This window comes from Caldimonas taiwanensis NBRC 104434, from assembly GCF_001592165.1.
In the GTDB taxonomy this organism is placed as follows: Bacteria; Pseudomonadota; Gammaproteobacteria; order Burkholderiales; family Burkholderiaceae_C; genus Caldimonas; species Caldimonas manganoxidans.
Genome location: NZ_BCWK01000010.1, coordinates 62,318 through 85,694, shown reverse-complemented (window position 1 = coordinate 85,694; position 23,377 = coordinate 62,318). Strand labels below are relative to the sequence as shown.

At 66.8% G+C, this 23,377-nt stretch carries 19 protein-coding genes and 1 riboswitch; of the genes, 5 read left to right on the top strand and 14 right to left on the bottom strand.

What is annotated here, in order from left to right; genetic code table 11:
* Position 1 precedes the first annotated feature (1 nt).
* The 3 genes from CTA01S_RS10330 to CTA01S_RS10320 all read right to left on the bottom strand — a co-directional run bounded on the left by CTA01S_RS10330 (position 2) and on the right by CTA01S_RS10320 (position 3,333).
* Entirely contained in the window at positions 2 to 1,255 is a 1,254-nt protein-coding gene (locus CTA01S_RS10330; RefSeq protein WP_062195269.1) for an HlyD family secretion protein, read from the bottom strand.
* 50 nt (positions 1,256 to 1,305) lie between these two features.
* Complete coding sequence (locus CTA01S_RS10325) at positions 1,306 to 2,793, bottom strand: efflux transporter outer membrane subunit (protein ID WP_062195266.1); 1,488 nt, start codon at positions 2,791 to 2,793, stop codon at positions 1,306 to 1,308.
* A gap of 63 nt (positions 2,794 to 2,856) precedes the next feature.
* A complete protein-coding gene (locus CTA01S_RS10320) occupies positions 2,857 to 3,333 on the bottom strand; it encodes a MarR family winged helix-turn-helix transcriptional regulator (protein ID WP_062195264.1) in 477 nt (158 codons plus the stop codon).
* A gap of 73 nt (positions 3,334 to 3,406) precedes the next feature.
* On the opposite strand from CTA01S_RS10320, the gene CTA01S_RS10315 reads away from it, so the two are divergent.
* The 4 genes from CTA01S_RS10315 to CTA01S_RS10300 are packed head-to-tail and all read left to right on the top strand — an operon-like array spanning position 3,407 to position 7,496.
* On the top strand, positions 3,407 to 5,194 hold the full coding sequence (locus tag CTA01S_RS10315) for an ABC transporter transmembrane domain-containing protein (RefSeq protein WP_062195261.1): 1,788 nt from the start codon (positions 3,407 to 3,409) through the stop codon (positions 5,192 to 5,194).
* A 30-nt stretch (positions 5,195 to 5,224) separates the two neighbouring features.
* Positions 5,225 to 6,040 (top strand): thymidylate synthase, encoded by an 816-nt coding sequence (locus CTA01S_RS10310; RefSeq protein ID WP_019559538.1) that lies wholly within the window; start codon positions 5,225 to 5,227, stop codon positions 6,038 to 6,040.
* 12 nt (positions 6,041 to 6,052) lie between these two features.
* A complete protein-coding gene (locus CTA01S_RS10305; RefSeq protein ID WP_062195259.1) occupies positions 6,053 to 6,934 on the top strand; it encodes a DMT family transporter in 882 nt (293 codons plus the stop codon).
* A 31-nt stretch (positions 6,935 to 6,965) separates the two neighbouring features.
* Positions 6,966 to 7,496 carry a dihydrofolate reductase gene (locus tag CTA01S_RS10300; protein WP_062195256.1) on the top strand — a complete coding sequence of 177 codons (531 nt, stop codon included), beginning with the start codon at positions 6,966 to 6,968 and terminating at the stop codon, positions 7,494 to 7,496.
* A gap of 1 nt (position 7,497) precedes the next feature.
* On the opposite strand, the gene CTA01S_RS10295 is transcribed toward CTA01S_RS10300, so the two are convergent.
* The 10 genes from CTA01S_RS10295 to CTA01S_RS10255 form a co-directional block, all read right to left on the bottom strand.
* The gene (locus CTA01S_RS10295) at positions 7,498 to 8,961 is read right to left on the bottom strand and encodes an ABC transporter ATP-binding protein (protein ID WP_062195251.1); all 1,464 of its coding nucleotides are present in this window, start codon (positions 8,959 to 8,961) and stop codon (positions 7,498 to 7,500) included.
* On the bottom strand, positions 8,958 to 9,803 hold the full coding sequence (locus tag CTA01S_RS10290) for an ABC transporter permease (RefSeq protein ID WP_084362393.1): 846 nt from the start codon (positions 9,801 to 9,803) through the stop codon (positions 8,958 to 8,960). The genes CTA01S_RS10295 and CTA01S_RS10290 overlap by 4 nt, the downstream gene beginning before the upstream one ends.
* Positions 9,787 to 10,770, bottom strand: a complete 984-nt coding sequence (locus tag CTA01S_RS10285; protein ID WP_232301042.1) for an ABC transporter permease — start codon at positions 10,768 to 10,770, stop codon at positions 9,787 to 9,789. The genes CTA01S_RS10290 and CTA01S_RS10285 overlap by 17 nt, the downstream gene beginning before the upstream one ends.
* The gene (locus CTA01S_RS10280) at positions 10,767 to 12,323 is read right to left on the bottom strand and encodes an ABC transporter substrate-binding protein (protein WP_062195243.1); all 1,557 of its coding nucleotides are present in this window, start codon (positions 12,321 to 12,323) and stop codon (positions 10,767 to 10,769) included. Before CTA01S_RS10280 ends, CTA01S_RS10285 begins: the two co-directional genes overlap by 4 nt.
* Before the next feature lie 3 nt (positions 12,324 to 12,326).
* The gene (locus tag CTA01S_RS10275) at positions 12,327 to 14,450 is read right to left on the bottom strand and encodes a TonB-dependent siderophore receptor (RefSeq protein ID WP_062195239.1); all 2,124 of its coding nucleotides are present in this window, start codon (positions 14,448 to 14,450) and stop codon (positions 12,327 to 12,329) included.
* A 92-nt stretch (positions 14,451 to 14,542) separates the two neighbouring features.
* Positions 14,543 to 18,607, bottom strand: coding sequence for a cobaltochelatase subunit CobN (cobN, locus tag CTA01S_RS10270; protein WP_062195234.1), 4,065 nt, complete (start codon positions 18,605 to 18,607; stop codon positions 14,543 to 14,545).
* A complete protein-coding gene (locus tag CTA01S_RS10265; RefSeq protein ID WP_019559533.1) occupies positions 18,604 to 18,927 on the bottom strand; it encodes a DUF2149 domain-containing protein in 324 nt (107 codons plus the stop codon). The genes cobN and CTA01S_RS10265 overlap by 4 nt, the downstream gene beginning before the upstream one ends.
* Positions 18,924 to 19,388: a hypothetical protein gene (locus CTA01S_RS10260; RefSeq protein ID WP_019559532.1), complete on the bottom strand. Its 465-nt coding sequence runs from the start codon at positions 19,386 to 19,388 to the stop codon at positions 18,924 to 18,926. Before CTA01S_RS10260 ends, CTA01S_RS10265 begins: the two co-directional genes overlap by 4 nt.
* A gap of 9 nt (positions 19,389 to 19,397) precedes the next feature.
* Positions 19,398 to 19,937, bottom strand: a complete 540-nt coding sequence (locus CTA01S_RS16465; protein WP_084362394.1) for a ZrgA family zinc uptake protein — start codon at positions 19,935 to 19,937, stop codon at positions 19,398 to 19,400.
* 72 nt (positions 19,938 to 20,009) lie between these two features.
* A riboswitch (cobalamin riboswitch) is annotated at positions 20,010 to 20,266 on the bottom strand.
* Entirely contained in the window at positions 20,264 to 20,602 is a 339-nt protein-coding gene (locus CTA01S_RS10255) for a hypothetical protein (protein WP_062195230.1), read from the bottom strand. It overlaps the preceding riboswitch by 3 nt.
* A gap of 461 nt (positions 20,603 to 21,063) precedes the next feature.
* Here CTA01S_RS10255 and CTA01S_RS10245 point away from each other — a divergent pair, with 461 nt between their 5' ends.
* Positions 21,064 to 21,828, top strand: a complete 765-nt coding sequence (locus CTA01S_RS10245; protein ID WP_062195222.1) for an exodeoxyribonuclease III — start codon at positions 21,064 to 21,066, stop codon at positions 21,826 to 21,828.
* An 18-nt stretch (positions 21,829 to 21,846) separates the two neighbouring features.
* On the opposite strand, the gene ntrC is transcribed toward CTA01S_RS10245, so the two are convergent.
* Complete coding sequence (gene ntrC, locus CTA01S_RS10240; protein ID WP_062195218.1) at positions 21,847 to 23,349, bottom strand: nitrogen regulation protein NR(I); 1,503 nt, start codon at positions 23,347 to 23,349, stop codon at positions 21,847 to 21,849.
* Positions 23,350 to 23,377 lie beyond the last annotated feature (28 nt).

Genomic DNA, 23,377 nt, shown 5'->3' with positions numbered 1-23,377 from the left:
ATCAGGAATGCGCCCCGGAGGGGTGGCCTGCGCTGCGGCGGGCCGATCCGAGCTGCTGGCCGATGATGCGCTCCACCTCGGCCTGCGCCTGCGCCTCCACCTCGTCGAACACCGCGGTGCGAGCCACCGGCTCACGGCGCACGGCCTGTGCGAGCATGGGGCCGTCCTGCTTGGAGACATCCACCGTGGCCTCCATCGACAGACCCACGCGCAAGGGGTGCTCGGCCAGCTCCTGCGGGTCGAGCACGATGCGCACCGGCACCCGCTGGACCACCTTGATCCAGTTGCCCGTCGCGTTTTGAGCCGGCAGCAGCGAAAACGCCGCCCCGGTGCCCGCCCCCAGACCGGCAATCCTGCCGTGATACGACACCTGGCTGCCATACACGTCGGACACCAACGTGACGGGCTGGCCCAGACGCAGCCGCCGCAGCTGGCCTTCCTTGAAATTCGCCTCCACCCACACCCGAGCCAGCGGCACCACGGTCATCAAGGCAGCCCCCGGCTGCACCCGTTGCCCCGGTTGCACGCTGCGCTTGGCGACATATCCGTCCACCGGCGAGACCAGCTGCGTCCGTTTGTAGGCGAGATAGGCCTCGCGGACACGGGCAGCGGCGCGTTGCACCGTGGGATGCGAGGCCACGTCGGTGCCTTCGGTCAAGGCCCGATTGGCCTGCCACTGCTGGCGCGCCGCGTTCAGCGCGGCCTGCGCCGCCAGCATCGCACTGTGTGCGGCCTGGGCCTGCGCCTGGGCATGCTCGAATTCCTCCTTGCCCACGGCGCCGGTGACCACCAGCGGCATGCGGCGGTCCATGTCCTGCTGGACACGGGCCAGCTCGGTGCGAGCACGCGCCAGTTCGGCCTCGCGCAAAGCCATCTGCGCTTGCAGCGCCGCATCGTTGGCAAAGAGCATGCGCACTTCACGCACCGTCTGCGCCAGCTGGGCTTCGGCCTGCTCCAGCGCCACCCGCATGTCCGCCGGATCCAAGTCCACCAGCGGCTGGCCTGCACGCACCATCTCGGTGTCCTCCGCATGGATGGCCAGCACGGTGCCAGCCACTTGCGGCGTGATCTGCACCAGATCGCCTTGCACATAAGCGTTGTCGGTGCTTTCGTAGCGGCTGGCCACGGCCATGTCGTAGCCGGCCCAGGCCACGCCGGCCAGCGCCACCGCCAGGGCCACCGCCATCAGCCCACGCCGGCGGGCTGGGCCACGACCCACCGGTGCGGCAGGTGCTTCTTCGTGTGTCGCGTTCATCGAGATGAGTCCTGAATGAAAGAGTTGCAGCGAGGAAGAACACGCCCGTTTCAGCGTGAGGCCCCCGGCGGCGGTGCCTCGGCGCCGCCGGATGCGTCGGCTGATCGTGCGGCTGCGGGGGCGTGATAGCCGCCGCCCAGGGCGCGAACCAAAGCAATGCGCGCGCTCAGCGCTCGCGCTTGCAGATCGGCCGCAAGCCGGCGCTGCGTCAACACATGGGTTTCGGCAGACAGCACCGTCAGCAAGGTGCCCAGCCCGGCGCGGTAGCGCTGCACAGCCAGCTCGAATGCCGTCTCGGCGGCCTGTTGCGCCTGGCGCTGCTGGGCCTGTTGCCGCTGGATCGCGCCCAGCGCCGTGATCTGGTCGGCCGTCTCGCGCAGCGCGTCCAGCAAGGCCGCGTTGTACGCCTCGACGGCGGCATCCAGCTCGGCGGTCTTGCCGCGCAACTGTGCCCGCAAGCGCCCGCCGTCCAGGATCGGCAATCGAACGGCCGGACCGATGCCGTACTGCGCGCTGCCGGCTTGCAGCAAGCGGTCCAGCCCCAGCGACGCCACCCCGGCAAAGGCCACCAAATTGACATTGGGATAGAACTGCGCCCGCGCCACGGCCACCTCCTGCACGGCCGCCTCCACCCGCTCGCGCGCGGCCTGCAGATCGGGCCGGCGCCCCAGCCAGTCCGCAGGAATCACGCTGGGCACGACCGGCTCTCGCAACGCCTGCAGACGCGGGGCCAGCCGGGCCAGCGCCTCGGGCGGCTGCACCGTCAGCGCGGCCAAGGCATGGCGCGTCTGGGCGATCTGCTCGTCCAAGGCTTCGATCTGCTGCCGCATCTCGGGCAAGGCCGCTTCGCCCTGAGCCAATTCGACCTGGCTGTCCAGCCCCACCGCCACACGCTGCCGAATCAGCTGCAACACCGTCTCTCGCTGCGCCAAGGCCCGTTGCGCCACCTCCTGCTGCGCCAGCAAACGGGCCAGCTGCACATAGGTCTGCGCCACCTGCGAGGTCAGCAACAGCTGCGCGGCCGCTGCCTCGGCCTGCGCCGCACGCACCTGCCCCAATGCCGCTTGCAGCGCGGCACGGTGTCGGCCGAAGAAATCGATCTCCCACGCGCCGCTGAGCTGCAGCGTGGCGCTGGTGGCCATCGAGCCGGCCAGCGGTGGCGGCACCATGCCATGGTCGGTATACCGCTGGCGCGTGGCCTCCAAGCCGGCTTGCAGCTGCGGCTCGCCAGCCGCATCCGCCGCTTGGGCCGCCGCCCAGGCGCCGCGCAGACGGGCGCGCGCCATGCCCAGGCTCGGGTGGCCCTCGATCGCACGGGCCACCAAGCCGTCCAGCGCCGCATCGCCCAAGTCCTGCCACCAGCGATCCGACAGCGCCGCCCTCGCGCCCTCCTCAGGCACCCCCAAGGCCTCGGCCTGCACCAGCCGAGCGCTGGGCTCGATCCCCGCCGGGCTGGCGCATGCCACCAAGACGGCGGCACTCCACAGCGCCGCCCCGGCCCCCCAGGGGCGAGCCCGGGGCCGCTTCAAAACTTGCATGGGCTTTGTTTGCATAGGCAACTATATCGACGAACAAAAGGCCTCACCCTGCGCCACCGACCCCTACTGCAGGGCTTGCGCGTTGGCGAGCATACGGTTCAACAACCGCTTCAGCGTCTCGAATTCCTGCGGCGAAAAGCCGGCCAGCAAGCGATTCATCACCTCCACCAACACCGGCCGAACTGCGTCGGCCAGACGCTCACCCTCGGCCGTGAGCTGCAAGTGCACCACGCGCCGATCCTCGGTGGAGCGCACGCGACGGCACAAACCTTTGGCTTCGAGCCGATCGATCATCCGCGTCATGGCCCCGGGATCCACGTCCATCGACCGCGCCAACTCGGCCAGCGTGGGCGTCTGGCACGTGCGGATGCGAATCAAGGGCACCCATTGCGCATGGGTCAAACCATGCTGGGCCAAGCGGCGGTCGATCGCCTGACCGGCGCGAGCCAGCACCATGCGCATCAAGTAGCCGATGCTGTCTTGCGCGCTGTACCGCTCGACACTGTAAAAATGGGCCTCGGAAGGCGAACCGTCTGTCATGATGACTATAATATTTGCATAAGCAATCAATGTCAAGGCAAGTATTTGTCGGCCCGCAGCATCCCCTCCTCCGATGAACACCCCCACCCCGGCCGTACGCCGCCTGTCCACCTTGCGCCAGCTGGCCCCGTTCGTGCGCCCCTACCGCCGACGTGTGGCCGCCGCAGCGTGCTTTCTGGTGCTGGCAGCGCTGACCACCCTGGTGTTGCCCATGGCCCTGCGCGGCCTGATCGACCAAGGGCTGGTGGACACCCCGGGGCCGCAGCGCTTGTTGGCGCTGCAAAGTCATTTCGCCGAACTGTTCGCCGTCGGCGCGGCCTTGGGCCTGTTCTCGGCCGCACGCTACTACCTGGTCAGCTGGTTGGGTGAGCGCATCACGGCCGATCTGCGTGCCGCGGTGTATCGGCACGTGATCGGCCAAAGCCCCGAATTCTTCGAGACGACGCGCAGCGGCGAAGTGCTCTCGCGCCTGAGCACCGACACCACGCTGGTGCAAACCGTGGTGGGCTCCAGCCTGTCCATGGGCTTGCGCAACTTGCTGATGGGATGCGGGGCGCTGGTGATGCTGATCGTCACCAACCCTCACGTGATGTCCCAGGTGTTGGGCCTGTTGCTGCTGCTGGTGCTGCCTGCGCTGGCGATCGGCCGGCACGTGCGCAAGCTGTCTCGCGCCAGCCAAGACCGGGTGGCCGACTTCAGCGCCATCGCCGCCGAAACGCTCAACGCGGTCACCGTGGTGCAGAGTTTCACGCAGGAAGCGCATGAAGCCCGTCGCTTCGGCCATGCGGCCGAGCAGGCCTTCCACACGGCGGTGCGGCGCACCCAGGCACGATCGGTGCTGGTGGCCTTCATCATCATTGGCACCTTCGGCGCCTTGCTTTGGGGGCTGTACCAAGGCACCGAGGCGGTGCTCACCGGCCAAATCACCCCGGGCCACTTGGGGCAGACGGTGGTCTACGTGGTGCTGCTGGTCAGTTCGGTGGCCGTGCTGGCCGAGGTCTGGGGCGACTTGCTGCGCGCCGCCGGCGCGACCGAGCGCCTCATGGAGCTGCTGGCCACCCGCTCACCGATCCAGGACCCGGCAGCCCCGCGCGGCCTGCCTGCCGTGCGCGGCGGCTCCTCGATCCGGCTGGAGCATCTGCGCTTCGCCTACCCGTCGCGCCCGCAGACGCCCGCCCTGCAGGACGTGAGCCTCGTGGTGCACCCCGGGGAAACCGTGGCCCTGGTGGGGCCCAGTGGGGCAGGCAAGAGCACGCTGTTTCAGCTGCTGCTGCGCTTTTACGATGCCCAGCAGGGACGCATCGAGATCGACGGTGTGCCCATCACCGACATCGCTTTGCACGAACTGCGCGCACGCATCGGTTGGGTGCCGCAAGACAGCGTGGTCTTTTCCGCCAATGCCCTGGAAAACATCCGCTATGGACGGCCCCAGGCCAGCGATGAGGAAGTGATGGCGGCCGCCCGCGCCGCCCATGCCGACGAGTTCCTGCGCGCGCTGCCGCAGGGATATCTCACGTTCTTGGGCGAGCGCGGCGTGCGCTTGTCCGGCGGACAGCGCCAGCGCCTGGCGATCGCGCGAGCCCTATTGAAGAACCCGCCCCTGCTGTTGCTGGATGAGGCCACCAGCGCCCTCGACGCCGAAAGCGAGCGCCTGGTGCAAGCCGCCTTGGACGAACTCATGCGCGGCCGCACGACGCTGGTGATCGCTCATCGCCTATCCACCGTGCAACGTGCCGATCGCATCGTGGTGCTGGACCAGGGGCGCATCGTCGAGGTCGGCACGCATGCCGAACTGATCGCACGCGGCGGCCTGTACGCGCAGCTGGCCGCCCTGCAACTGGCCGATGCGAACCCTGGATAATCGGTGGTTTCGCCCCCCACCCAGCCGCCCATGACCCCCGCTCGCCCCATCCGCACCCAGTACGAAGACTTCATGCGCCACGTCTACACCCACGGCGTGGCCAAGACCGACCGCACCGGCACCGGCACACGCAGCGTCTTCGGCTACCAAATGCGCTTCGACCTGAACGAAGGCTTCCCGCTGGTGACCACCAAAAAAGTGCACCTGAAAAGCGTCATCCTGGAACTGCTGTGGTTCCTGCGTGGCGACAGCAACGTGCGCTGGCTGCAAGAGCGCGGCGTGACCATCTGGGACGAATGGGCGCGCGCCGATGGGGATCTCGGCCCCATCTATGGCGTGCAGTGGCGCTCCTGGCCCACGCCCGACGGTGGCCACATCGACCAGATCGCCGAGGTGGTTCGGCAGCTCAAGACCGACCCCGACTCGCGCCGCATCATCGTCAGCGCCTGGAACGTGGCCGATCTGCCGAAAATGGCGCTGGCACCGTGCCATGCCTTCTTTCAGTTCTACGTGGCCCAAGGCCGCCTGAGCTGCCAGCTCTACCAACGCAGCGCCGACATCTTCCTGGGCGTGCCTTTCAACATCGCCAGCTATGCCTTGCTGACCCACATGCTGGCCCAGCAGTGCGACCTGGGGGTGGGCGAGTTCATCTGGACCGGCGGCGACTGCCACATCTACAACAACCATTTCGAACAGGTCGAGCTGCAACTGTCGCGCACGCCCTATCCCTACCCGGTGCTGCGCCTCAAGCGCCGACCGGCGTCGATCTTCGACTACGAGTACGAGGACTTCGAGGTGCTGGACTACCAACACCATCCGGCCATCAAGGCGCCGGTGGCCGTCTGAGCCCCCGCGGTCATGCTGACCCGTCGCCAGCTCGGCGCGCTGGTGCTGCTCACGCTGATGTGGGGGCTGAACTGGCCGATGATGAAGTTCTCGCTGCGGGAACTCTCGCCTTTGTACTTTCGCGCCGTCACGATGACCGGCGGGGCCTTGATGCTGCTGGCCTTCTACCGCTGGCGCGGCGTGCGCTTCGCGCTGCCGCCCGGCGAATTCACCCGCATCGCCTGGCTGGCGTTGCCCAACATCCTGGGCTGGCACCTGTTCTCCATCCTGGGGGTGCAGGAGCTGGCTTCGGGCCGCGCGGCCATTCTGGGCTTCACGATGCCGATCTGGACGGTGCTCATCGCCGCCCTGCTCTTTGGCGAACGCCTCGGCCGCCGGGTCTTTCTCAGCGTGGTCTGTGGCGCGGCAGCCGTGGGCCTGCTGGTGGCGCAAGAGTTCACCGCGTTGGCGGGCCGGCCGGTGGGCATCGTGTGGATGCAAATCGCCGCCTTCAGCTGGGCCCTGGGCACCGTGCTGATGCGCCGCACGACCAGCACCATGCCCACCGAAGCCCTCACGGTGTGGATGATGGGGATGGGCTCCGTGGCCTTCTGGATCATCGCGCCGGTGATGGAGCCCGCGCCGCACTGGCGCTTCAGCACGCCGATGTGGTGGTCGCTCGTCTGGGGCGCCACCATCAACTACGGCTTTGCGCAAATCATCTGGTTCGGCATGGCACGCCGCCTGCCGCCGGCGGCCAGTGCGTTTTCCATCATGGCCGTGCCGCTGATCGGCACCGGCTCGGCCACCCTCATCGTGGGCGAAGTGCCGCACTGGCCCGACCTGGCCGCCGCCGCGCTGATCATGGTGGCCATCGGCAGTGCCTTGTTACCAGCTCGCACGCGCATGCGATGACGTCCGGCCCGGCTCAGGTCACAATGCAGGCATGAGCCAAGCTCTTCCATCGGACCGCCCGCAGATCGCCCTCATCGCCGCCGTGGCGCGCAACGGCGTGATCGGTCGCAACAACCAGCTCGCGTGGCATCTGCCCGAAGACCTGCAGCACTTCAAGCGGGTCACGATGGGCTGCCCCGTGCTGATGGGGCGCAAAACCTACGAGTCCATCGGTCGGCCACTGCCAGGCCGGCGCAACGTGGTCATCACCCGCAACATCCACTGGGAAGCCCCAGGCATCGAGGAAGCCCCCTCCTTCGAAGCTGCGCTGGAGCTCCTCAAGCACGCCACCAAGATCTACGTGATCGGCGGCGCCCAGGTCTATGCCGAAGCCCTGCCCTGGGCCGACGAGCTGGTCCTCACCGAGATCGACCATGACTTCGAGGGCGACACCTACTTTCCCGCCTGGGACCGTGCAGCCTTCACCGAAGTCGCACGCGAAACCCATACCTCGCCCGAAGGCTGGCGCTACCACTTCGTGACCTACCAGCGCCGCCCGCCCCCCGTGCCCGACGAGCCCTGATTCAGATGGCGCCCACGGGTTCGGCCGCGGCGGCCTTCGCTGCAGGGACTTCGGCCCAGCCGGATTCGCCGAAGCGCAACACCCGCGACGACACCGCAGTCGCGATGTCGTCATCGTGCGTCACCAGCACCAGCGCCGTATTCGTTTTTACGGCGCTGTCCACCAGTTCGGCCATGGCTTCCTGCTGAGTGATGGGATCGAGCCTCGACGTGGGCTCATCGGCAAAGATCAATACCGGCTGCACCATCAGCACCCGGGCCAGCGCTACGCGCTGCAATTCGCCTCCGGAAACCTGATCGGGCCGACGCTGCAGCAAAGACACGGGCACACGCAGGCGTTCCAGTTGATCCAACACCGTCGACCAAGCCCGCCCATGCCGCCGGGCCACATCTTTGAGCGACCGCTCCAGCGATACGAACGGTGCAAATGCCGCCACCGGGTCCTGGTAGAGCTTCTGGAATGCTTGCGGGCTCAAACCGTCTGCTCGCTGCAGGCGTCCTGAATCGATGGGCAACAGGCCCAGCAACACATTGCCCAACGTCGTCTTGCCGATGCCACTGGGGCCTTGCACCACCAGCCGCTCGCCACGGTGCAGATCGAGATCGAGCCCTTCGAACAGACGGCGCACGCCAAAGCCTTTGACCAGGCCGCGTGCGCATAGCACCAACTCGCCTGGTGCCGCAGGTTGGGGCCACGGCGTCCAATGCGCGGGGTCGGCAGCCACGAGGCGTCGGGTGTAGTCATGGCGCGGCGAATCGAGCACCTCTCGAGCATCGCCCTGTTCCACGACTTCGCCCCCACGCAACACCACGATGCGCCCGCCCAGGGCCCGGGCAACCCGCAGGTCGTGGGTGATGGTGACCACGCAACCACCTTCGCGCTGCACCCGCTGAAGCCAAGCCACCACCAAGTGACGCCAGCGCGCATCGAGTCCTTTGGTGGGTTCGTCGGCCAACAGCACCCGGGCTCCGCCGGCCAAGGCCATGGTGGCCACGGCTCGTTGGGCCATGCCACCCGACACCTGCCAGGGATAGCTGCTCGCGGCATCGGACAGCCCTGCAGCCTCCAGGGCTTGGCCCGCAGCACTGCGTGCCACCCGCGGATCGAGCCCACGCACCAGGGCATGCACCTCGGCCAGCTGAGCAGCGATGGGCATCAGCGGATCCAGCGCCAGAGCCGGCTCCTGCGGCAGCAGCGCCAATGTCCGCCCCCACAGGGGGCGCCGCGCAGGCCCCTGCTCGGCCGGCGTGAACCACCCAGACACTCCGATGCGGCCGGACGCGCGCAAGCCTACAGGCAGATTGCCCATCACGGCCTGCGCCAGTAACGACTTGCCAGCGCCACTTTCGCCCAACAAGGTGATGCATTCGCCAGGACCCAGCGCAAAGCTCACCTCGCGCACCAAGGTCTGCGAGCCCGCACGGACGGACAAGCCTTCGACCTGCAAAAGCTTTTCACCACTCATCGAGCCTGCCTTTCGGCCGCACGGTCGGGCAACAACAACATCATGCCCAGCACCAACAACATCAACACAGCTACCGGAGCAGCGATGAGCCAAGGGGCTTCGTGATAGTGAGGCAGGAATTCGATCATCATCAAGCCCAACTCGGGTGTTGGCGGTTGCAAGCCCACACTGATGAAGCCCAGGGCCGCCAGGGCCAGCACGGCCTGCGCTGCACTGAAGGCCAACAACGTGCCCAACACCGGCGCCAAGGCCGGCAAAAGGTGGCGCCACAGCACATAGGGCAGGCCAAAGCCGAGCAGCCTGGACGCCTGAACGGCATCGCTGGCCAACACCGGACGGGCTGCAGCCCGGCACACGCGGAAGTACTCCACCCACAGCGACAACGCCAGGCCCAGGTACAGCGCCACATAATGGCCCGGTGCCAGCGCGGCCACGAGCAAGACCATCAGCAGCCCCGGCACGGCCATCGCAGCATCACACAGCATCACCAAGGCCCGCTGCGTGCGTCCACCGCACCAAGCCGCCACCACCCCCAACAACACACCGGGGATGGCTGCCGTCACGGCCGCCAGCAGCGCCAAGCCCAAGGACAGTCTTGCCGCGTGCGCAAGGCGCGCCAGCACGCTGCGCCCCATCACGTCAGTGCCCAACCAATGTTCGACACTGGGCGGCTGCAAGCTGGCCGACAAATTTTGTGCCGCCGGATCATGGGGAATGCAGGCCGGCCCCAACAACGCAAAGGCCGCCACCCCCCCCAGCACGGCCAGGCCCAGCCTGCGACGCATCCGTCCCCAGCCCGCTGGCGGCGTGGCCACGCCCGCAGTTTCAAGAATGGCGCTCATACCCGCCCTCCTGACCCTGACGTCGCCGCGGGTCCAGTGCGGCACACAGGGCATCGACCAGCAAGTTGAAAATCACGAAGATCAACCCCATGCACAAAGCCGTCCCCTGGATCACGGGCACATCGCGTGCAAACACCGCATGGACCAAGGCATGGCCAATGCCCGGCCAAGCAAACAATGTTTCGACCACCACGGCTCCTTCGACCAGAAGCACCCCCTGTACCCCCAAATAGGCCACCATCGGCACGGCCGCATTGCGCAGGCCGTGCCGACACAAAGCCTGCCAATCGGACAGCCCCTTGGTCCGCGCGAATTCGAAGGCCGCAGATGTGACCACATCGAACGTGGCATTGCGCGCCACACGGGCCAATCCAGCAGACAGGCCCAGCGCCAGCGTGAGCCCAGGCAGCAATAGGCCAGTGGCGTGGCCGTCGCCGGCCACCGGTAGCACGCCCAAGGACACCGCCACTCCCAACATCAGCAGCACGGCCAGCAGGAACGGGGGGGTGACACGCAGCACGACCGACAAAGTCAGGGTGATGTGGTCGATCCAACCGTGCGGGCGCAGGCCCGCCCACACACCCATGGGCACACCGAGGAACACGCCCAAGAACACCGCGGCCAAGGCGAGTTCGATGGTGGCACCCAGTTGATGGGTCACCTCGTGCCACACCATCTCACCCGTCACCAAGGAAGTGCCGAGGTTCAAACGCGCGAGATCCCCCCACCAGCTCAACAGGGCCGACCACAAGGAACGATCCAACCCAAGCTCGGCGCTGACGGCAACGGCAGCCTGGTTGCCAACCAAGTCGTAGCCATAGCGACCGGCGGCGATACGCATGGCCATGTCGCCGGGCAAAGAAATGGTCATGAAGAAACACAACGTACCGACGATAAGCGCCAGTGCCACGGCTTGCAGCAGCCGTCGAGCCAAGATCGGACCCCAGACGGAGATCTTCGTGGTCATGCGTTCCATCTCATGGCCGTGATCCGGTATGAACGCTCCAGCGGATCGAGGCTGACCCCGCTGACGCGTCGGCTGGCGGCCACTTGCTGGCGGTACCAGGCGATGGGCACCACGGGCAGTTCGGCCTGCAAGATGCTGGCCACCTGCCGACGCAGGGCCCGCTCACGCTCGGAGCTGATGGCCCCGCGCGCCAGCTCGGTCAAGGCCGACGACACGTGGTCGCTGGCCCAGCCCATCGCACCCCAGTCGCCACCTCGGGGACCGAAGTCTTGCAGCAAAGTGCTGGTGGGATTGGGCACATTGGCATAGTGGCGCGCCGCCAGCCCTAATTGCAGGCTGCCATCGCGATGGCCCAGCGGAATGTCGCCCGAATTACCCACACTCACCTTGACGGCAATACCCGCCTGACGCCACGAAGCCTGCAGGGCCGTGGCAATCAAGGGAAGTTCCGGCCGGTCCGGAAACGTACGCAGGCTCAGTTGCAGCGGCGCCCCGTGCGCGTCGTGCAAACCATCGCGCCCCAGCCGCCAGCCCGCCTGAGCCAGCAAACGCGCTGCTTCGGCCGGATCGTAAGCCAGCGCCGGCAAGGATGGATCATGCCAACCGGCCAGCGTGGGCGGAAAGAGCTGGGTGGCCGCCAGCTCCGGGTCGCGCAACAAGGCGCGCGCGATGCCGGCGCGGTCGATGCATAGGCTCAGCGCGCGACGTACACGCACATCGTTCAACGGCGAGATGCCGGCATTGAGTTTGAGGATCACTGTGCGCGGCAGGGTCACGGTTTCCACGCGCACATTCGGCCGCAGCCGCAGGCGTTGCAAGCTGGCTGGATCGAGCCCATAGGCAAGGTCGGCCTGACCTGCCTCGGCCATCAGCGCGCGGGTTTCGGCGCGGCCGGCGGCCAAATAGCGCACACGCTCGATGGCCGGGCGCGGCCCATCGAAATCTTCGAAGGCGGCCGTCTCCAGCTGCTGCGGAGGCGTGAGCGAAACGATGCGGTACGGACCGCTGCCCACGATACGGCGCACCTGACCCGTGCCATCGAAACTCGATGGCGCCAGCACCAACGTGCTGCTATGGGCCAATAGGGCTGGCAAGACGGCGTGCCGCTCCTTCAGCCGAATCACCACGACACGTTCGCCTTCGGATCCCATCGACCGAATGGGCGCAGCACTGAGCAAAGACGGTGGCGTGCGGGCGGCCTCCAGGCAGCGCAACACGGCAGACGCCGTCACCGCCGAGCCATCGTGAAAGCGTGCCGTATCACGCAGCTCGAAGCGCCAGGTCAGACCATCGCCCGAAACCTCCCAACGCCGCGCCAAAGCGGGCTCGGGCGAACCGTCATCGGCTGCACCGATCAGGGTTTCTGCCACTTGCAAGCGTGTGAAGATGTAGCCGCTGCTGGCAGGGTGCAGGCCCACGATCTCCCACGGGCCAACGATCTGCAAAGGGGCAGGTGTCGTCCGGGCCTGTGTGGGCACACAGGCCACGGCGGCTGCCAACCCCGCGTAACGCAAAGCCTGGCGTCGTGTCAGGCCGGAAGAATGAACACTCATGGATCAGAAGCTGGCTCGTACACTGACGGTGACGGTACGCGGTGCCCCCGGCGTGACCCACACGCGGCTGTAGGAGCTGCTGTAGAAGGTGCGATCGAAAAGATTGTCCACGTCCAAGGCAAGACGCAGCATCGGATCGGGCTGCCAATGCGCCACGAGCTTGGCCAGCGTGTAAGCCGGCAACTCGAAGGCCGGTGTGCCGGCGTTGGCTTCGCTTTGCGTGCGCGCCTGGCCCAAGCGCTTGCCGACATGCGTGACACCACCGCCAAGGCTATAGCGTTGGCCTTGTGCCAGTGTGCCCTCGTACACGGCCAACAAGCTGGCCGTCACCCGAGGCACATTGAGCAAACGCCCCCCTATTTCTAGGGTGCCATCCTCGGTGACTGTGGCCTCAGTGTAGGACAGACTGGCATTGACACGCCAACGCGGACTGATGCGGCCGGTCAGATCGAACTCCACACCCTGGCTGCGCACTCGTCCGGCGGCCACCGCCACACCGCCCAAGGAGGTCACCACATTGCGCTTGCGAATGTCGAACACTGCAGCCGTGGCTCCCAAACGTTGATCGACGCTCTCCCATTTGGATCCCAGCTCCACGGCCTGGCCCTTCTCTGGATCGAAAGCCTCACCGGCTTCGTTGGCCACGTTCGGACGGAAAGACCTCCCTGCATTGGCATAAAGCGCCCACTGCGCCGTCGGCAACCAACTCAACCCCACGCGAGGCGAGGTCGCTTGGGGGCTTTGCGTACTACGACGGCCGGTGCGGCGATTGTCCAAGGTCTGGTCATAGTGGTCCAGCCGGACACCGGCCATGAGTCTCCACTGTGGGGTCAGCCGCACCATGTCCTGCACGTAGGTGGCAGTGTTGCGCTGACGCTCCACCGTATCGGTATTGGGCAGGGGCACGGGCTGCGGCTGACCATAGACCGGGTCGTAAATGTCGATCGCATAGGGGCTGCCGGCACTGGGATTGATGCGCAGCATCCGTGAGTCGAGACGGAAGCGGTAGCGCTCCACACCCAGCAGCAGTTCGTGCTCTAGCCCCCCAAGACGAACCCTGCCTTGCAGTTCTGCCTGCATGGCCACATCCTCGGAATCGTAGTCGCGATAGCGGCGCTGACGGGTCAGCGTGCGCTGGTCTGGCTGCAGCGCAGTGGCTTCAGTGGAGAAGCCTTCCAGGCTGGTGATGCGATACGACACACCCAGTCGGCTGCGCCAACTGGCGCCCCAATCGTGCGAAACGATGACCTGGTGTGTTTGATTCTTCACCGTCACGTCCCCGTCGGCCGGCTCGCCAAGGAATCGGCTACGCGGCACCACGCCCAAGCGATTGCCCACGGCCACCACCCCACGATCCAGTGGCGTGGCATGCTGCAGAAATTCGCCGACATAGTCGAACACGGTATCGGTCGAAAGCTTCCAGGTGAAGGCCGGCGCGACCACATAGCGCCGGGTGTCCACGTGATTGCGAAATCCGCCATGGTCCTCAGCGGCCAAGTTGAGCCGATAGGCCATGCGCTCGTTCCATGGGGCCGACGTGTCGAGCGCCACTCGTTTGCGGTCATGACTGCCCACCGACAGATCCAGCGAATGTGCACTCGACCACAGCGGCCGCTTGCTCACGGTATTGAGCGTGCCGCCCGGCTCGCTGCTGCCATATAAAGCCGCCACCGGCCCCTTGAGAAACTCGATGCGGTCCACGCCAGCCAAGTCGCGTGGGGCATTGAAGCCCCGGTTGGCCGAAAAGCCATTGAGCATCATCGACATGCCGGTGTTCTCGTGACCAGCCAAGCCGCGGATGGCGATGTTGTCCCAAAGCCCCCCGAAACCGTTCTGGCGTGACACACCTCCCACGTGATCGAGCACATCATCCAGGCGTGTGGCCCGGAGGTCCTCGATGGTCTGGCGGGTGACCACGCGCACTGCCTGCGGCTGCTCGTGCACCGGCAATTCGGTCTTGGTGGCATCAGCATCCTCGGCGCGGTCATATTGCGAGTCTCCTCGTCCCGTCACCTCGATGGCGGGCAAAGCCGCTTCGGACAACGGTGTGGACGGCGTTTGAGCGGCCACCCAGGGTGCACACAGTAATGCGGCCAGTCCCCCGACCAAGCCAACTCGCAGATGCATCGGTGTGTACGTGGAGAGAAAACTTGAACAGGTCATGTCGTGGGCTCGTAAGCGACCCAAGTGTGATGAAGGACCAAGAGCTTCGGAATACGTCAGACGGCGTAGGTCCGCCTTGCGCGTTGCCACTGCTGCACAGCGCCACCCAAGACCAGGCCGAGCATGAGCATCAGTGCCAGCCAAGCCGTCAGCGCTTCGGCCGGGCTCTGCGATGGCCCTGACACGGGTTCCAGCCTCTCACCCTTGACTGGCACCCACGTGGCGGTGGCATCCGCCGCGGCCGGTGCAGCCTGCGGCGGCGCCGACATGGGCTGCAACATGGGCTGCACCGAGGCGGCTTCGGCCCCGCGGGAGACGCCTCGCGCGCCATGCGCGGCCGCAGCCGTCAGGGCACGGTCCACCCAGGCGCGCACGCCGGCGAGCTCCTGGTACAAGGGCGCTTGGCGCGTCAGCTCACGATAAAGCTCGGCCAGTTCGCGGCTGGTGGCCGCATCGGGCGTCCAGTGACCATGCCGCTGCGCCTGGATCAACCGTTCGATCACCTGGGCATAGGCCTGTGGATGGCTGCGCAGCCAACTGGCCACGCCCAGCCCCAGCCGGTCTTTCACATACACCTCGTGCAGGCTTTGCCAATGGTCGGGGCGCACCACGCCTTCGGTCACGCTTTGCCAGCCCCAGAGGAACTGCACGGCCTTGAGCACCTGCAAGGTACCCGCGTAGCCCTCGTCCTTCTGCGCCCTCACCCATCCAGGATGCAGGTAGCGCGATTGCATCTCCAGCGCCACGCTCTGCGAGGCCGTCTGGGCATGGGGCTCATCGGCGTTGTGCAATTGGTGCACGAACAAGGGCAAGGGCTCCGATCGGCCGGCCCGACGGGCCGCCGCGGCCAGTCCACCGAGGTACTGGAACGGGTCGTCGGAGGTGACCATGCCGTACAGATGCGAGCTGCGCGACAGTATCGCGGCATCGGCCCGCTTCAACTGCGCCCCAAAGGCGCGCGCAGCCTGCATCGCGTCGATGTCCGGCACGGGCTCTCCGCCGAGGTAAGGCTGCCCCATGCGTTGCAAAAACAGCTCACCCAGCCGATCGTCCCGCGCTTGCAACCGGTTGTCCTGGACGGCCTCGCTCAGCCCCGTGCCGTAGTCGCCCATCGCATTGCCAAACACGCGCGCCTGCCCCAGCCGCTGTGCTCGTTCCGCCGGCACGCCCTGGCGCTGCAGCTCATCGGCCACGGCTTGGCTGTGCTGCGCCACCACACCGCCCGGGTCGGCCGCGCCGACCTGCGCCACCGCAGCATCGATCAAGGCCATCAGCGCCGGAAACTGATCGCGATAAGACCCCGTGACGCTGAGCAGGACATCGACCCGAGGCCGCCCCAGTTGCTCACCGGGAATCACCTCCACGCGCGTGGGGCGCCCTGCGGCATCCCACACCGGCCGCACGCCCAAGGCCACCAGGGCCTGCGCCTCCATGATCCCATGATGGCGCAGGGTTTCGCCGGCCCACAGGGACAACACGAGCCGCCGAGGCGCACGCCCCGCATGGGCCTGGCGCCACTGGGCCAGCCATTGCTCAAAGAGCACTTGCGCCACCGTGTAGGCCTGGCGTGTGGGCAAGCGGCTGGGGTCCAACCCGGTGAGGTTGCGCCCGGTGGGCAGGCTGTCGGGGTTGCGCAGCGGATCGCCTCCATAGGCGGCTGGCACGAAGCGCCCTTCCAGCGCGGCCAGCAGGCCGTTGAGTTCATTCTCGGTGGCATAGAGCCGATCCAACGCCTGCGCCTGCTCGGCCAGCGCGCGCAATGCCTCGCGGTCGATGGCATGCACGGCCGCCCGGTTGGGCACGGTGCTGGGCGGCGCCGTTGGCCGCAGATCGAGCTGGCTGGCGGCCTGCGCATCGCGCAGCGCCACGTCCAGCCAGCGCATCGGGCGCGACTGGGCCAGCTGCCGATGATCGATCAGGAAGGTTTCATCCACGTCCTCGCCCAGCGCATCCAGCAGCGGGGTGCGCAGCGCCTGCAGCACCATCGCGCGCCGCGCGGACGCCTCAGGCGCGCGTCCGAACACGGCCAAACCCTGCGGTTGGCTGGCATGGGCCAGCTGGTCCAACCACGGGTGCAGCACTTCGAGGAATTCATCCAAGCGAGCATGCAGCTGATCGACCGTCCACTTCAAGTCGAGGTGCAAACGATGCTCGACGATCGCGTCCACCAGGCGCTGGCCGATGTGCTGTTTCGTCGGACCGGCATCGGCCATGGCCCAGTCGTGCATCAGCTCATGCAGTTGTGCCATCGGCGGCGACAAGGCGGTGGTGGCCAGCACCGGCGTGCGGTGACTGACCAACAACGCGCGGCCCCGGCGCTTGGCGGTGAGCGCCTCGCCGAGGTTGTCGACGATGTAGGGATACACCACGGGCACGTCCCCCAGTGGCAAAAGCGCATCGTCATGCACGTCCAGCCCGCGCGCCTTGCCATTGGCCCATTCCTGCGTGCCGTGGGTGCCGAAGTGGATCACCGCATGGGCTCGTCGAGCCCATAGGTAAACGGCCAGGTAATGGTGTGAGACGGGCTCGCGGCTGCGATGCATGAAGGGGTTTTGACCATGACGCAAGGTTTCTTCGCGCGGCGGCTGCGGCAGCACCGACAAGTGTCCGGCCCGCATGCGGGGAATCACGAACACCGGCTCGCCCTGCCAGGACACCACATAACGACTGGCCGCAGGCTCGCCCCAGCGGGCCGCGATGCGCGCACGCACCGGCTCGGGCAGCGTGCGCCACCAGGCGAGATACTCGCGCAGCGGCAAGGCGGCGGCTTGGTCCTTGCGCAGCAAGTCGATCAGATCCGCCTCTGGATAGTAGGCCCGCAACAGCGGACGCAGCCCCTCGATCCACTCGGCCTCGCGGGTCGGCCGCACCGCGTAGCCCGCCTCGGCCAGCGCGGTGCTCACCACTTCCAAGCTGCGCGGCACATTGAGAAACGACGCCCCGAAGTGGCTGCCGCCGGGCGGATAGTTGTAGACCATGGCCACGAGCTGCTTGTGCGCTGCCGGGGTGTCGCGCAGCGCCAGCAGGCGCCGCGCCTTGTCCACCACCGCCTGAGCCTGGCGCTCGATCAACTCGACCTGCCGCCCCCCATCGGCATGGGCCGTCACCACCACCGGGTCGATCGCGCCGGCCGCCTCGGGTTGCACCAGATAGAACGGGGCATCCGACAATTTCAGACCCGTCGGGTCGCGCTCCCAGGCACCGGTGGGGCCATGCCGATAAGGCTGCGTGGCCAGCACCGGCACGTCCCAGGTTTGAAACAAGGACTGCAGGGCCGCCGACTGCGAACTGATCTGATGCAAGACCACCAAGCGCGGCGGTGCGGCGCCCAGCACATCGCGCAGCCCGCCGGCATCGAGCTGCTGACCAAAGACGGCATAGGCATCCAGGCCTTGGGCCTCGAAGAGCTGCAACCAGCGGTCCAGCCAGACGGTGTCCCCGTCGATGAAGTGATGACGATGCACCAGCACGGCCACCTCGCTTCGATGCCCGCGCTCGCCCCGCCAGCGGCGCCACTCCTGGACATCGGCGAAAAATCCCGTCGCCTGCGGGTGATAAAGGCCCCGCAAGGGCCAAGCCTGCGGCGCGGGCAGATCCGACGCGAGCGCCGCCACATCACAGCCGCCGCAGTCCAACCAAGCCTCACCCAACTGCAAGGCATGACGCAGGTTCGCCCTCCCGCCAGCGCGCAAATAGGCCGCCATGCGGCCGCCCACGTCCTCGGCGACGGTGGCGGCGGGCTCGTGCGCGAGGATCCACACCAGACGACCTGGGTGCTGGCGCGCATGCGCATCGAACAGCGCACCGAACGAGCGCTGCAGCCGCCCCAGCACCGTGGCATGCGGCGCATCGACCCACACCAGGTCGGCGCGCTCCAGCGCTTCGGCCATGGCCTGCCGTTGCGCCGGCTCGCGGGCCGGGTCGTCCCGCAAGGGATGGTCCAGGTGCAGCACCTGCCAGCCGCGCTCGGCCGCAACACGCTCGACCTGCGCGGTGCGAGACGCCGGCGTCACCTCCATCGTCACCCACAGCAAGGTACGCGCCTGCACCGCGCTGCCAAGCCCGAGCCCACAGACCCATCCCAGCGCGACCACGTGCAGCCAACGGTGCCAGACGCTCATCGGGACGCTGACGCGTCCGGGGCGGACGCGACTTCAGGGACATAGACGATGCTGCCATCGCGCAGCCGATAAGCCACGCCGGCGCGTACCCCCTGGCCTTCGCCGGTCGAGCCGCTGCCGCGATAGCGCACCTCTCGGCCCGGCTCTCGCACCACGAGGTCCGGCGCTGCGTCGCCCTCGGCCATGGCCTCATGCTGCCGAGCCATGCTCACGGCAATCAGCAAGGCCACCACCAAGACCAAGAACACGTCCACCAGGTTGATGGCCGACGACATCGGATCGTCGTCCTCGTCGAAGACCTCGAAATGGCGCAGGCTCATGCCCCCTCCTGCGCGCGCGCCCGCTTCACCGCCAGCAGCTCGGCCAGCAGCCAGCGCCGGCGCACCGAATGCAGCACCAAGCCCAAAGAGGCGGCCGTCAACGCCAACACCACGCCCGCAAATGCTCCACTGAACACCGACAAGGCCGCACGTCCATCCCCATGCGCCACGCTCTGCAAGGCCGGGCCCAAGGGGATCATGGTGGCGATCAGCCCCAGCATGGGCGTGACCCGACTGAGCAGCCGCAAAGGCTCCACACGGGCCAAGGCCTGCAGTTCCAATTCCTCCAGCGTCAAGGCATCGACACCGCGCAGCAAGGCAAAGCCCCGCACGCGGCGCTGCCAAGCCTCCATCGCCACCACCCCGGTCATCCACAAGGCATAGGCCAAGGCACAAGCCAACAACACCAGCACCGGCGTCAGCAACCACTGCACGATGTGCAGGAAACCCAGCTCCAGCATGTGCCCCCCTCAGAACGTCAGCGCCGGAAAGCGCGGGCGCACCGTGACCGTCTTGCGCCCCTGCGGCGTGATGAGCTGCACACGCAACTGCTTCAAGCCGGGATGATCGGCAAACGCGGTGAACACCACCGCTTGCAGCGCCTCGGGACGGTGGCAGCGAAACTGCACGCGGTACACGATGTTGGGAATGTCGCCCATCGGGTCGCCTTGCGTCAGCTCGGGCATGAGGTCATGGCCCAGAACGCGGCAGTCGGCTTCGGCAGCGGGTTGAATGAACTGGGTCGGGTCCTGCAGTCGGGCCTTGAAGGCCCGCCACACCCGCTCCTGCTCGGCGCCCTGCGGCGGGTAGTCATAGCCAAGAAAGCTCTCCAACGGCACATCGAAACTGGCCGTCAGGTGGTGGCCTTCGATCACCAGACGCACCGTACCATGGCCGTGGCTGTGACTGCCATGCGCCCAGACGGTGGAGGCAAGAACCAAAGACAGCCCCGCGCAAAGACGGGCTCCGGTGCGCGACACCCGACGCGCGCGACGAAACGACTCGAACATGACGGTCGCTGCAAAGAGATCCGCTCTCACCGCCTTCCCCGACGGTGCATGAGCCTCACGGCCCAGCACATTGGCCGGGCCACCCTGTTGGCCGGTATCCGGGCTGGTGGATGCAACCTTCATCGCCTTCCCGGCGATGCGCTAGGCGCATCACCAGTGGCTTGCCAGATGAAAGCTGGAGCGTGCCAGCAAGGACACGGTCTCCGTCCACTTACCGTTGCGGGGGCAGCGCTGGTTAGGTGCGACCGGCATGGGACGGCACCCCCCAGCTTCCCGTTGAACTGCAGCGCATGAACTGCACTGCGAGCACCAACCGTCGTATCCTATCAGCCCGGACCGGGTCGATCGATGACCATCCATGCCGCGCGCGAGCGTTCGCGCAACAAAGACTGCAGGTGCTGGACCAGGCCTTCGATGCGCCGGCTCAGCTCCATGCGCCGCGGCAAGCCTGGCAGCGCGGCTTCCCACTGACGGCGCTCTTCTTGCGCGATGGCCAAGGCCGTTTGCTGCACGATCACGGCAGCGCGCAAGCGCATCACCTCGGCCTCCAAACATTGGATCCGCCACGACTGCTCCCGCAGTTGCGCACTGCAGCGGGTTTGAACCTGCCCATACAAGGCCACCAAGGCGCGATGCTCTTGCGCCAGCGTTCCCACGTCGACCATGGCTGACTCTCCCATTCATGAGGCCGCGGACACCCTCGGCGTCCAAGAGGCCATCGCAGAACCCCAGATCACTTGCGAACGATTCTCATTTGTGTTTATACTGCGCGTCAAGTCATCGCCCTGCCCTCAGCAGGGCCCCGACGCCGGTCATCGTGGGGCGATCCGGGGCTGCAAGCCCTTGATCGTTTTGGCCAGCCAAAGGCGGGTGCACACCCGTCTGGTAGCCAGGCTTCTTTTTGATCAGGCTTCTTTTTGATCCCCTCATCGTGGGCCGGCGCCACTGGCCTCGGTCATGACTGGGACATGGGCTCGCTTTGCATGGGGGCCAGCGCCGGGTGCTGGCTCGGACGGCGCGGCCAGGCCGTCCACGCCTTGGGCGCTGCAGTGCGGCCATCGAGGCCGGTTGCGGTTCGGTGTGCAGCGTCTAAACTCCTCGTCCCACCTCTTGCACCCCACACCCGATGCAACTTGCCACCTGGAATGTCAACTCCCTGGCCGTGCGCCTGCCCCAGGTGCTGGACTGGCTGCGTCAGCAGCAGCCCGACGTGTTGGTGCTGCAGGAAACCAAGCTGACCGATGACAAGTTTCCGCACGCCGAATTTGCACAGGCCGGCTACTGCGCGCAGTGTTTCGGCCAAAAGACCTACAACGGCGTGGCCTTGCTGAGCAAAACGCCCGCCCAAGACGTGGTGCGCAACATCCCTGGCTTTGCCGACGAGCAGGCCCGCGTCATCGCCGGCACGGTGGGCGAGCTGCGCGTGATCGGGGCCTATGTCCCCAACGGACAGGCCCCGGGCACCGACAAGTTCGACTACAAAATGCAGTGGATGCGCGCCTTGCGCGACTGGGTGCGCGAGGAATTGAGCCGCCACCCGCGGCTGGTGCTGATGGGCGACTACAACATCGCCCCCGAAGACCGCGATGTGTACGACCCGGTCGCCTGGGCCGGACAGATCCATTGCACGCCCGAAGAACGCGAGCAGTTTCGCCAACTACTGGCCCTGGGCTTGCACGATGCCTTCCGGCTCTTCGAGCAGCCGCCCAAGAGCTGGTCGTGGTGGGACTACCGCAACTTGGCGTTTCGCAAGAACCAGGGTCTGCGCATCGACCACATTCTGGTCAGCGAAGCGCTCAAGCCCAGGGTGAGGGCTTGCACCATCGACAAAACCCCGCGGAAAAACGAGCGCCCCAGCGACCACGCCCCGGTGCTGGCCCAACTGGACTGACGGCTCACGGCCAGCCCCTCATGACTCGTCCAGACCGAGTTCCTGGATCTTGCGGGTGATGGTGTTGCGCCCGATGCCCAGCTTCTGAGCCGCCTCGATACGCCGTCCGCGCGTCAGCTCCAGCGCCGTGTGGATGAGCCGAGCCTCGAAGCGGCGGCTCAAGGTATCCCACACATTGGGCTGCCCGGCCAACAGCAGATCGCGGGCTTCACGTTCCAAATCGCGCAGCCAGTCACCGGCCGGGGCGCTGGCCGCCTCGCCAGGCGCTGGGGGCTGCACTGCGGCAGTGGCCCCAGCGCCCACCGCGGCCGTCGCGCTGGGCGGCACCGGCGGCAGCACCGACACCGCCGGCTTGGGCGACAGCGTGACCTCGCCCAGCAGTTCAGGCGGCAAGTCCTTGGCCTCGATGACCTGCGCCGGCGCCATCACGGTGAGCCAGTGGCAGATGTTTTCGAGCTGACGCACGTTGCCCGGAAAGTCGAAGCTGAGCAAACGCTCCAGCGCCGCATCGGAAATGCGCTTGGCCTCCACCCCCAATTCCTTGGCGCTTTTTTGCAAGAAGTAGCGTGCCAGCGTGGGAATGTCTTCGCGCCGCTCACGCAGTGGCGGCAGGCGCAGGCGAATGACGTTGAGACGATGGAACAAGTCCTCGCGGAACACCCCCTGCCGGACACGCTCTTCCAAGTTTTGATGCGTGGCGGCGATCACCCGCACATTGCTGCGCAGCGGGTTGTGACCCCCGACCCGATAAAACTGCCCATCGCTGAGCACGCGCAACAGGCGTGTTTGCAGGTCGAAGGGCATGTCGCCGATTTCGTCGAGGAAGAGCGTGCCGCCATCGGCCTGCTCGAAGCGGCCGCGCCGTGTCGTCTGCGCGCCGGTGAACGCCCCACGCTCGTGGCCGAACAGCTCGCTTTCGAGCAAATCCTTCGGAATGGCCGCAGTGTTGATGGCGATGAAGGGCCCGCTGGCGCGCGGGCTGTGCTTGTGCAGCGCACGCGCCACCAGTTCCTTGCCCGAACCGCTTTCGCCCGTGATCAAGACGGTGACATTGCTCTGGCTGAGGCGACCAATGGCGCGAAAGACGTCTTGCATCGCTGGGGCTTGGCCCAGCATCTCGGGCACCTGCGCCAAGCGCTCGTCGCGCACCTCCTCACGCAAGCTTTCGTCCACCGCGCGGCGGATCAGCTCCACGGCCTTGGGCAGATCGAAAGGCTTGGGCAGGTATTCGAACGCCCCGCCTTGGAAGGCGGAGACGGCGCTGTCCAAATCGGAGAAAGCCGTCATGATGATGACCGGCAGCCCCGGATGACGCTCCTTGACCCGTGCCAGCAAGTCGATCCCCGAGCCGCCGGGCATGCGGATGTCCGACACCAACACTTGCGGCTCATCGTCTTCCAGCGCGGCCAGCACGTCGCGCGCGTTGGTGAAGCTGCGCACCGGGAGGGCCTCGCGTGCCAGGGCCTTTTCCAGCACGAAGCGAATGGATTGGTCGTCGTCAACGATCCAGATGGGTTTCATAGGGCTGCCGCCTGCGCTCCTCGCCTGT

Excerpts from the sequence above, each read along its gene's own strand:
- CTA01S_RS10330 (WP_062195269.1), bottom strand. The coding sequence starts at position 1,255 with ATGAACGCGACACACGAAGAAGCACCTGCCGCACCGGTGGGTCGTGGC.
- CTA01S_RS10325 (WP_062195266.1), bottom strand. The coding sequence starts at position 2,793 with ATGCAAGTTTTGAAGCGGCCCCGGGCTCGCCCCTGGGGGGCCGGGGCG.
- CTA01S_RS10320 (WP_062195264.1), bottom strand. The coding sequence starts at position 3,333 with ATGACAGACGGTTCGCCTTCCGAGGCCCATTTTTACAGTGTCGAGCGG.
- CTA01S_RS10315 (WP_062195261.1), top strand. The coding sequence starts at position 3,407 with ATGAACACCCCCACCCCGGCCGTACGCCGCCTGTCCACCTTGCGCCAG.
- CTA01S_RS10310 (WP_019559538.1), top strand. The coding sequence starts at position 5,225 with ATGACCCCCGCTCGCCCCATCCGCACCCAGTACGAAGACTTCATGCGC.
- CTA01S_RS10305 (WP_062195259.1), top strand. The coding sequence starts at position 6,053 with ATGCTGACCCGTCGCCAGCTCGGCGCGCTGGTGCTGCTCACGCTGATG.
- CTA01S_RS10300 (WP_062195256.1), top strand. The coding sequence starts at position 6,966 with ATGAGCCAAGCTCTTCCATCGGACCGCCCGCAGATCGCCCTCATCGCC.
- CTA01S_RS10295 (WP_062195251.1), bottom strand. The coding sequence starts at position 8,961 with ATGAGTGGTGAAAAGCTTTTGCAGGTCGAAGGCTTGTCCGTCCGTGCG.
- CTA01S_RS10290 (WP_084362393.1), bottom strand. The coding sequence starts at position 9,803 with ATGAGCGCCATTCTTGAAACTGCGGGCGTGGCCACGCCGCCAGCGGGC.
- CTA01S_RS10285 (WP_232301042.1), bottom strand. The coding sequence starts at position 10,770 with ATGACCACGAAGATCTCCGTCTGGGGTCCGATCTTGGCTCGACGGCTG.
- CTA01S_RS10280 (WP_062195243.1), bottom strand. The coding sequence starts at position 12,323 with ATGAGTGTTCATTCTTCCGGCCTGACACGACGCCAGGCTTTGCGTTAC.
- CTA01S_RS10275 (WP_062195239.1), bottom strand. The coding sequence starts at position 14,450 with ATGCATCTGCGAGTTGGCTTGGTCGGGGGACTGGCCGCATTACTGTGT.
- cobN (WP_062195234.1), bottom strand. The coding sequence starts at position 18,607 with ATGAGCGTCTGGCACCGTTGGCTGCACGTGGTCGCGCTGGGATGGGTC.
- CTA01S_RS10265 (WP_019559533.1), bottom strand. The coding sequence starts at position 18,927 with ATGAGCCTGCGCCATTTCGAGGTCTTCGACGAGGACGACGATCCGATG.
- CTA01S_RS10260 (WP_019559532.1), bottom strand. The coding sequence starts at position 19,388 with ATGCTGGAGCTGGGTTTCCTGCACATCGTGCAGTGGTTGCTGACGCCG.
- CTA01S_RS16465 (WP_084362394.1), bottom strand. The coding sequence starts at position 19,937 with ATGTTCGAGTCGTTTCGTCGCGCGCGTCGGGTGTCGCGCACCGGAGCC.
- CTA01S_RS10255 (WP_062195230.1), bottom strand. The coding sequence starts at position 20,602 with ATGGTCGACGTGGGAACGCTGGCGCAAGAGCATCGCGCCTTGGTGGCC.
- CTA01S_RS10245 (WP_062195222.1), top strand. The coding sequence starts at position 21,064 with ATGCAACTTGCCACCTGGAATGTCAACTCCCTGGCCGTGCGCCTGCCC.
- ntrC (WP_062195218.1), bottom strand. The coding sequence starts at position 23,349 with ATGAAACCCATCTGGATCGTTGACGACGACCAATCCATTCGCTTCGTG.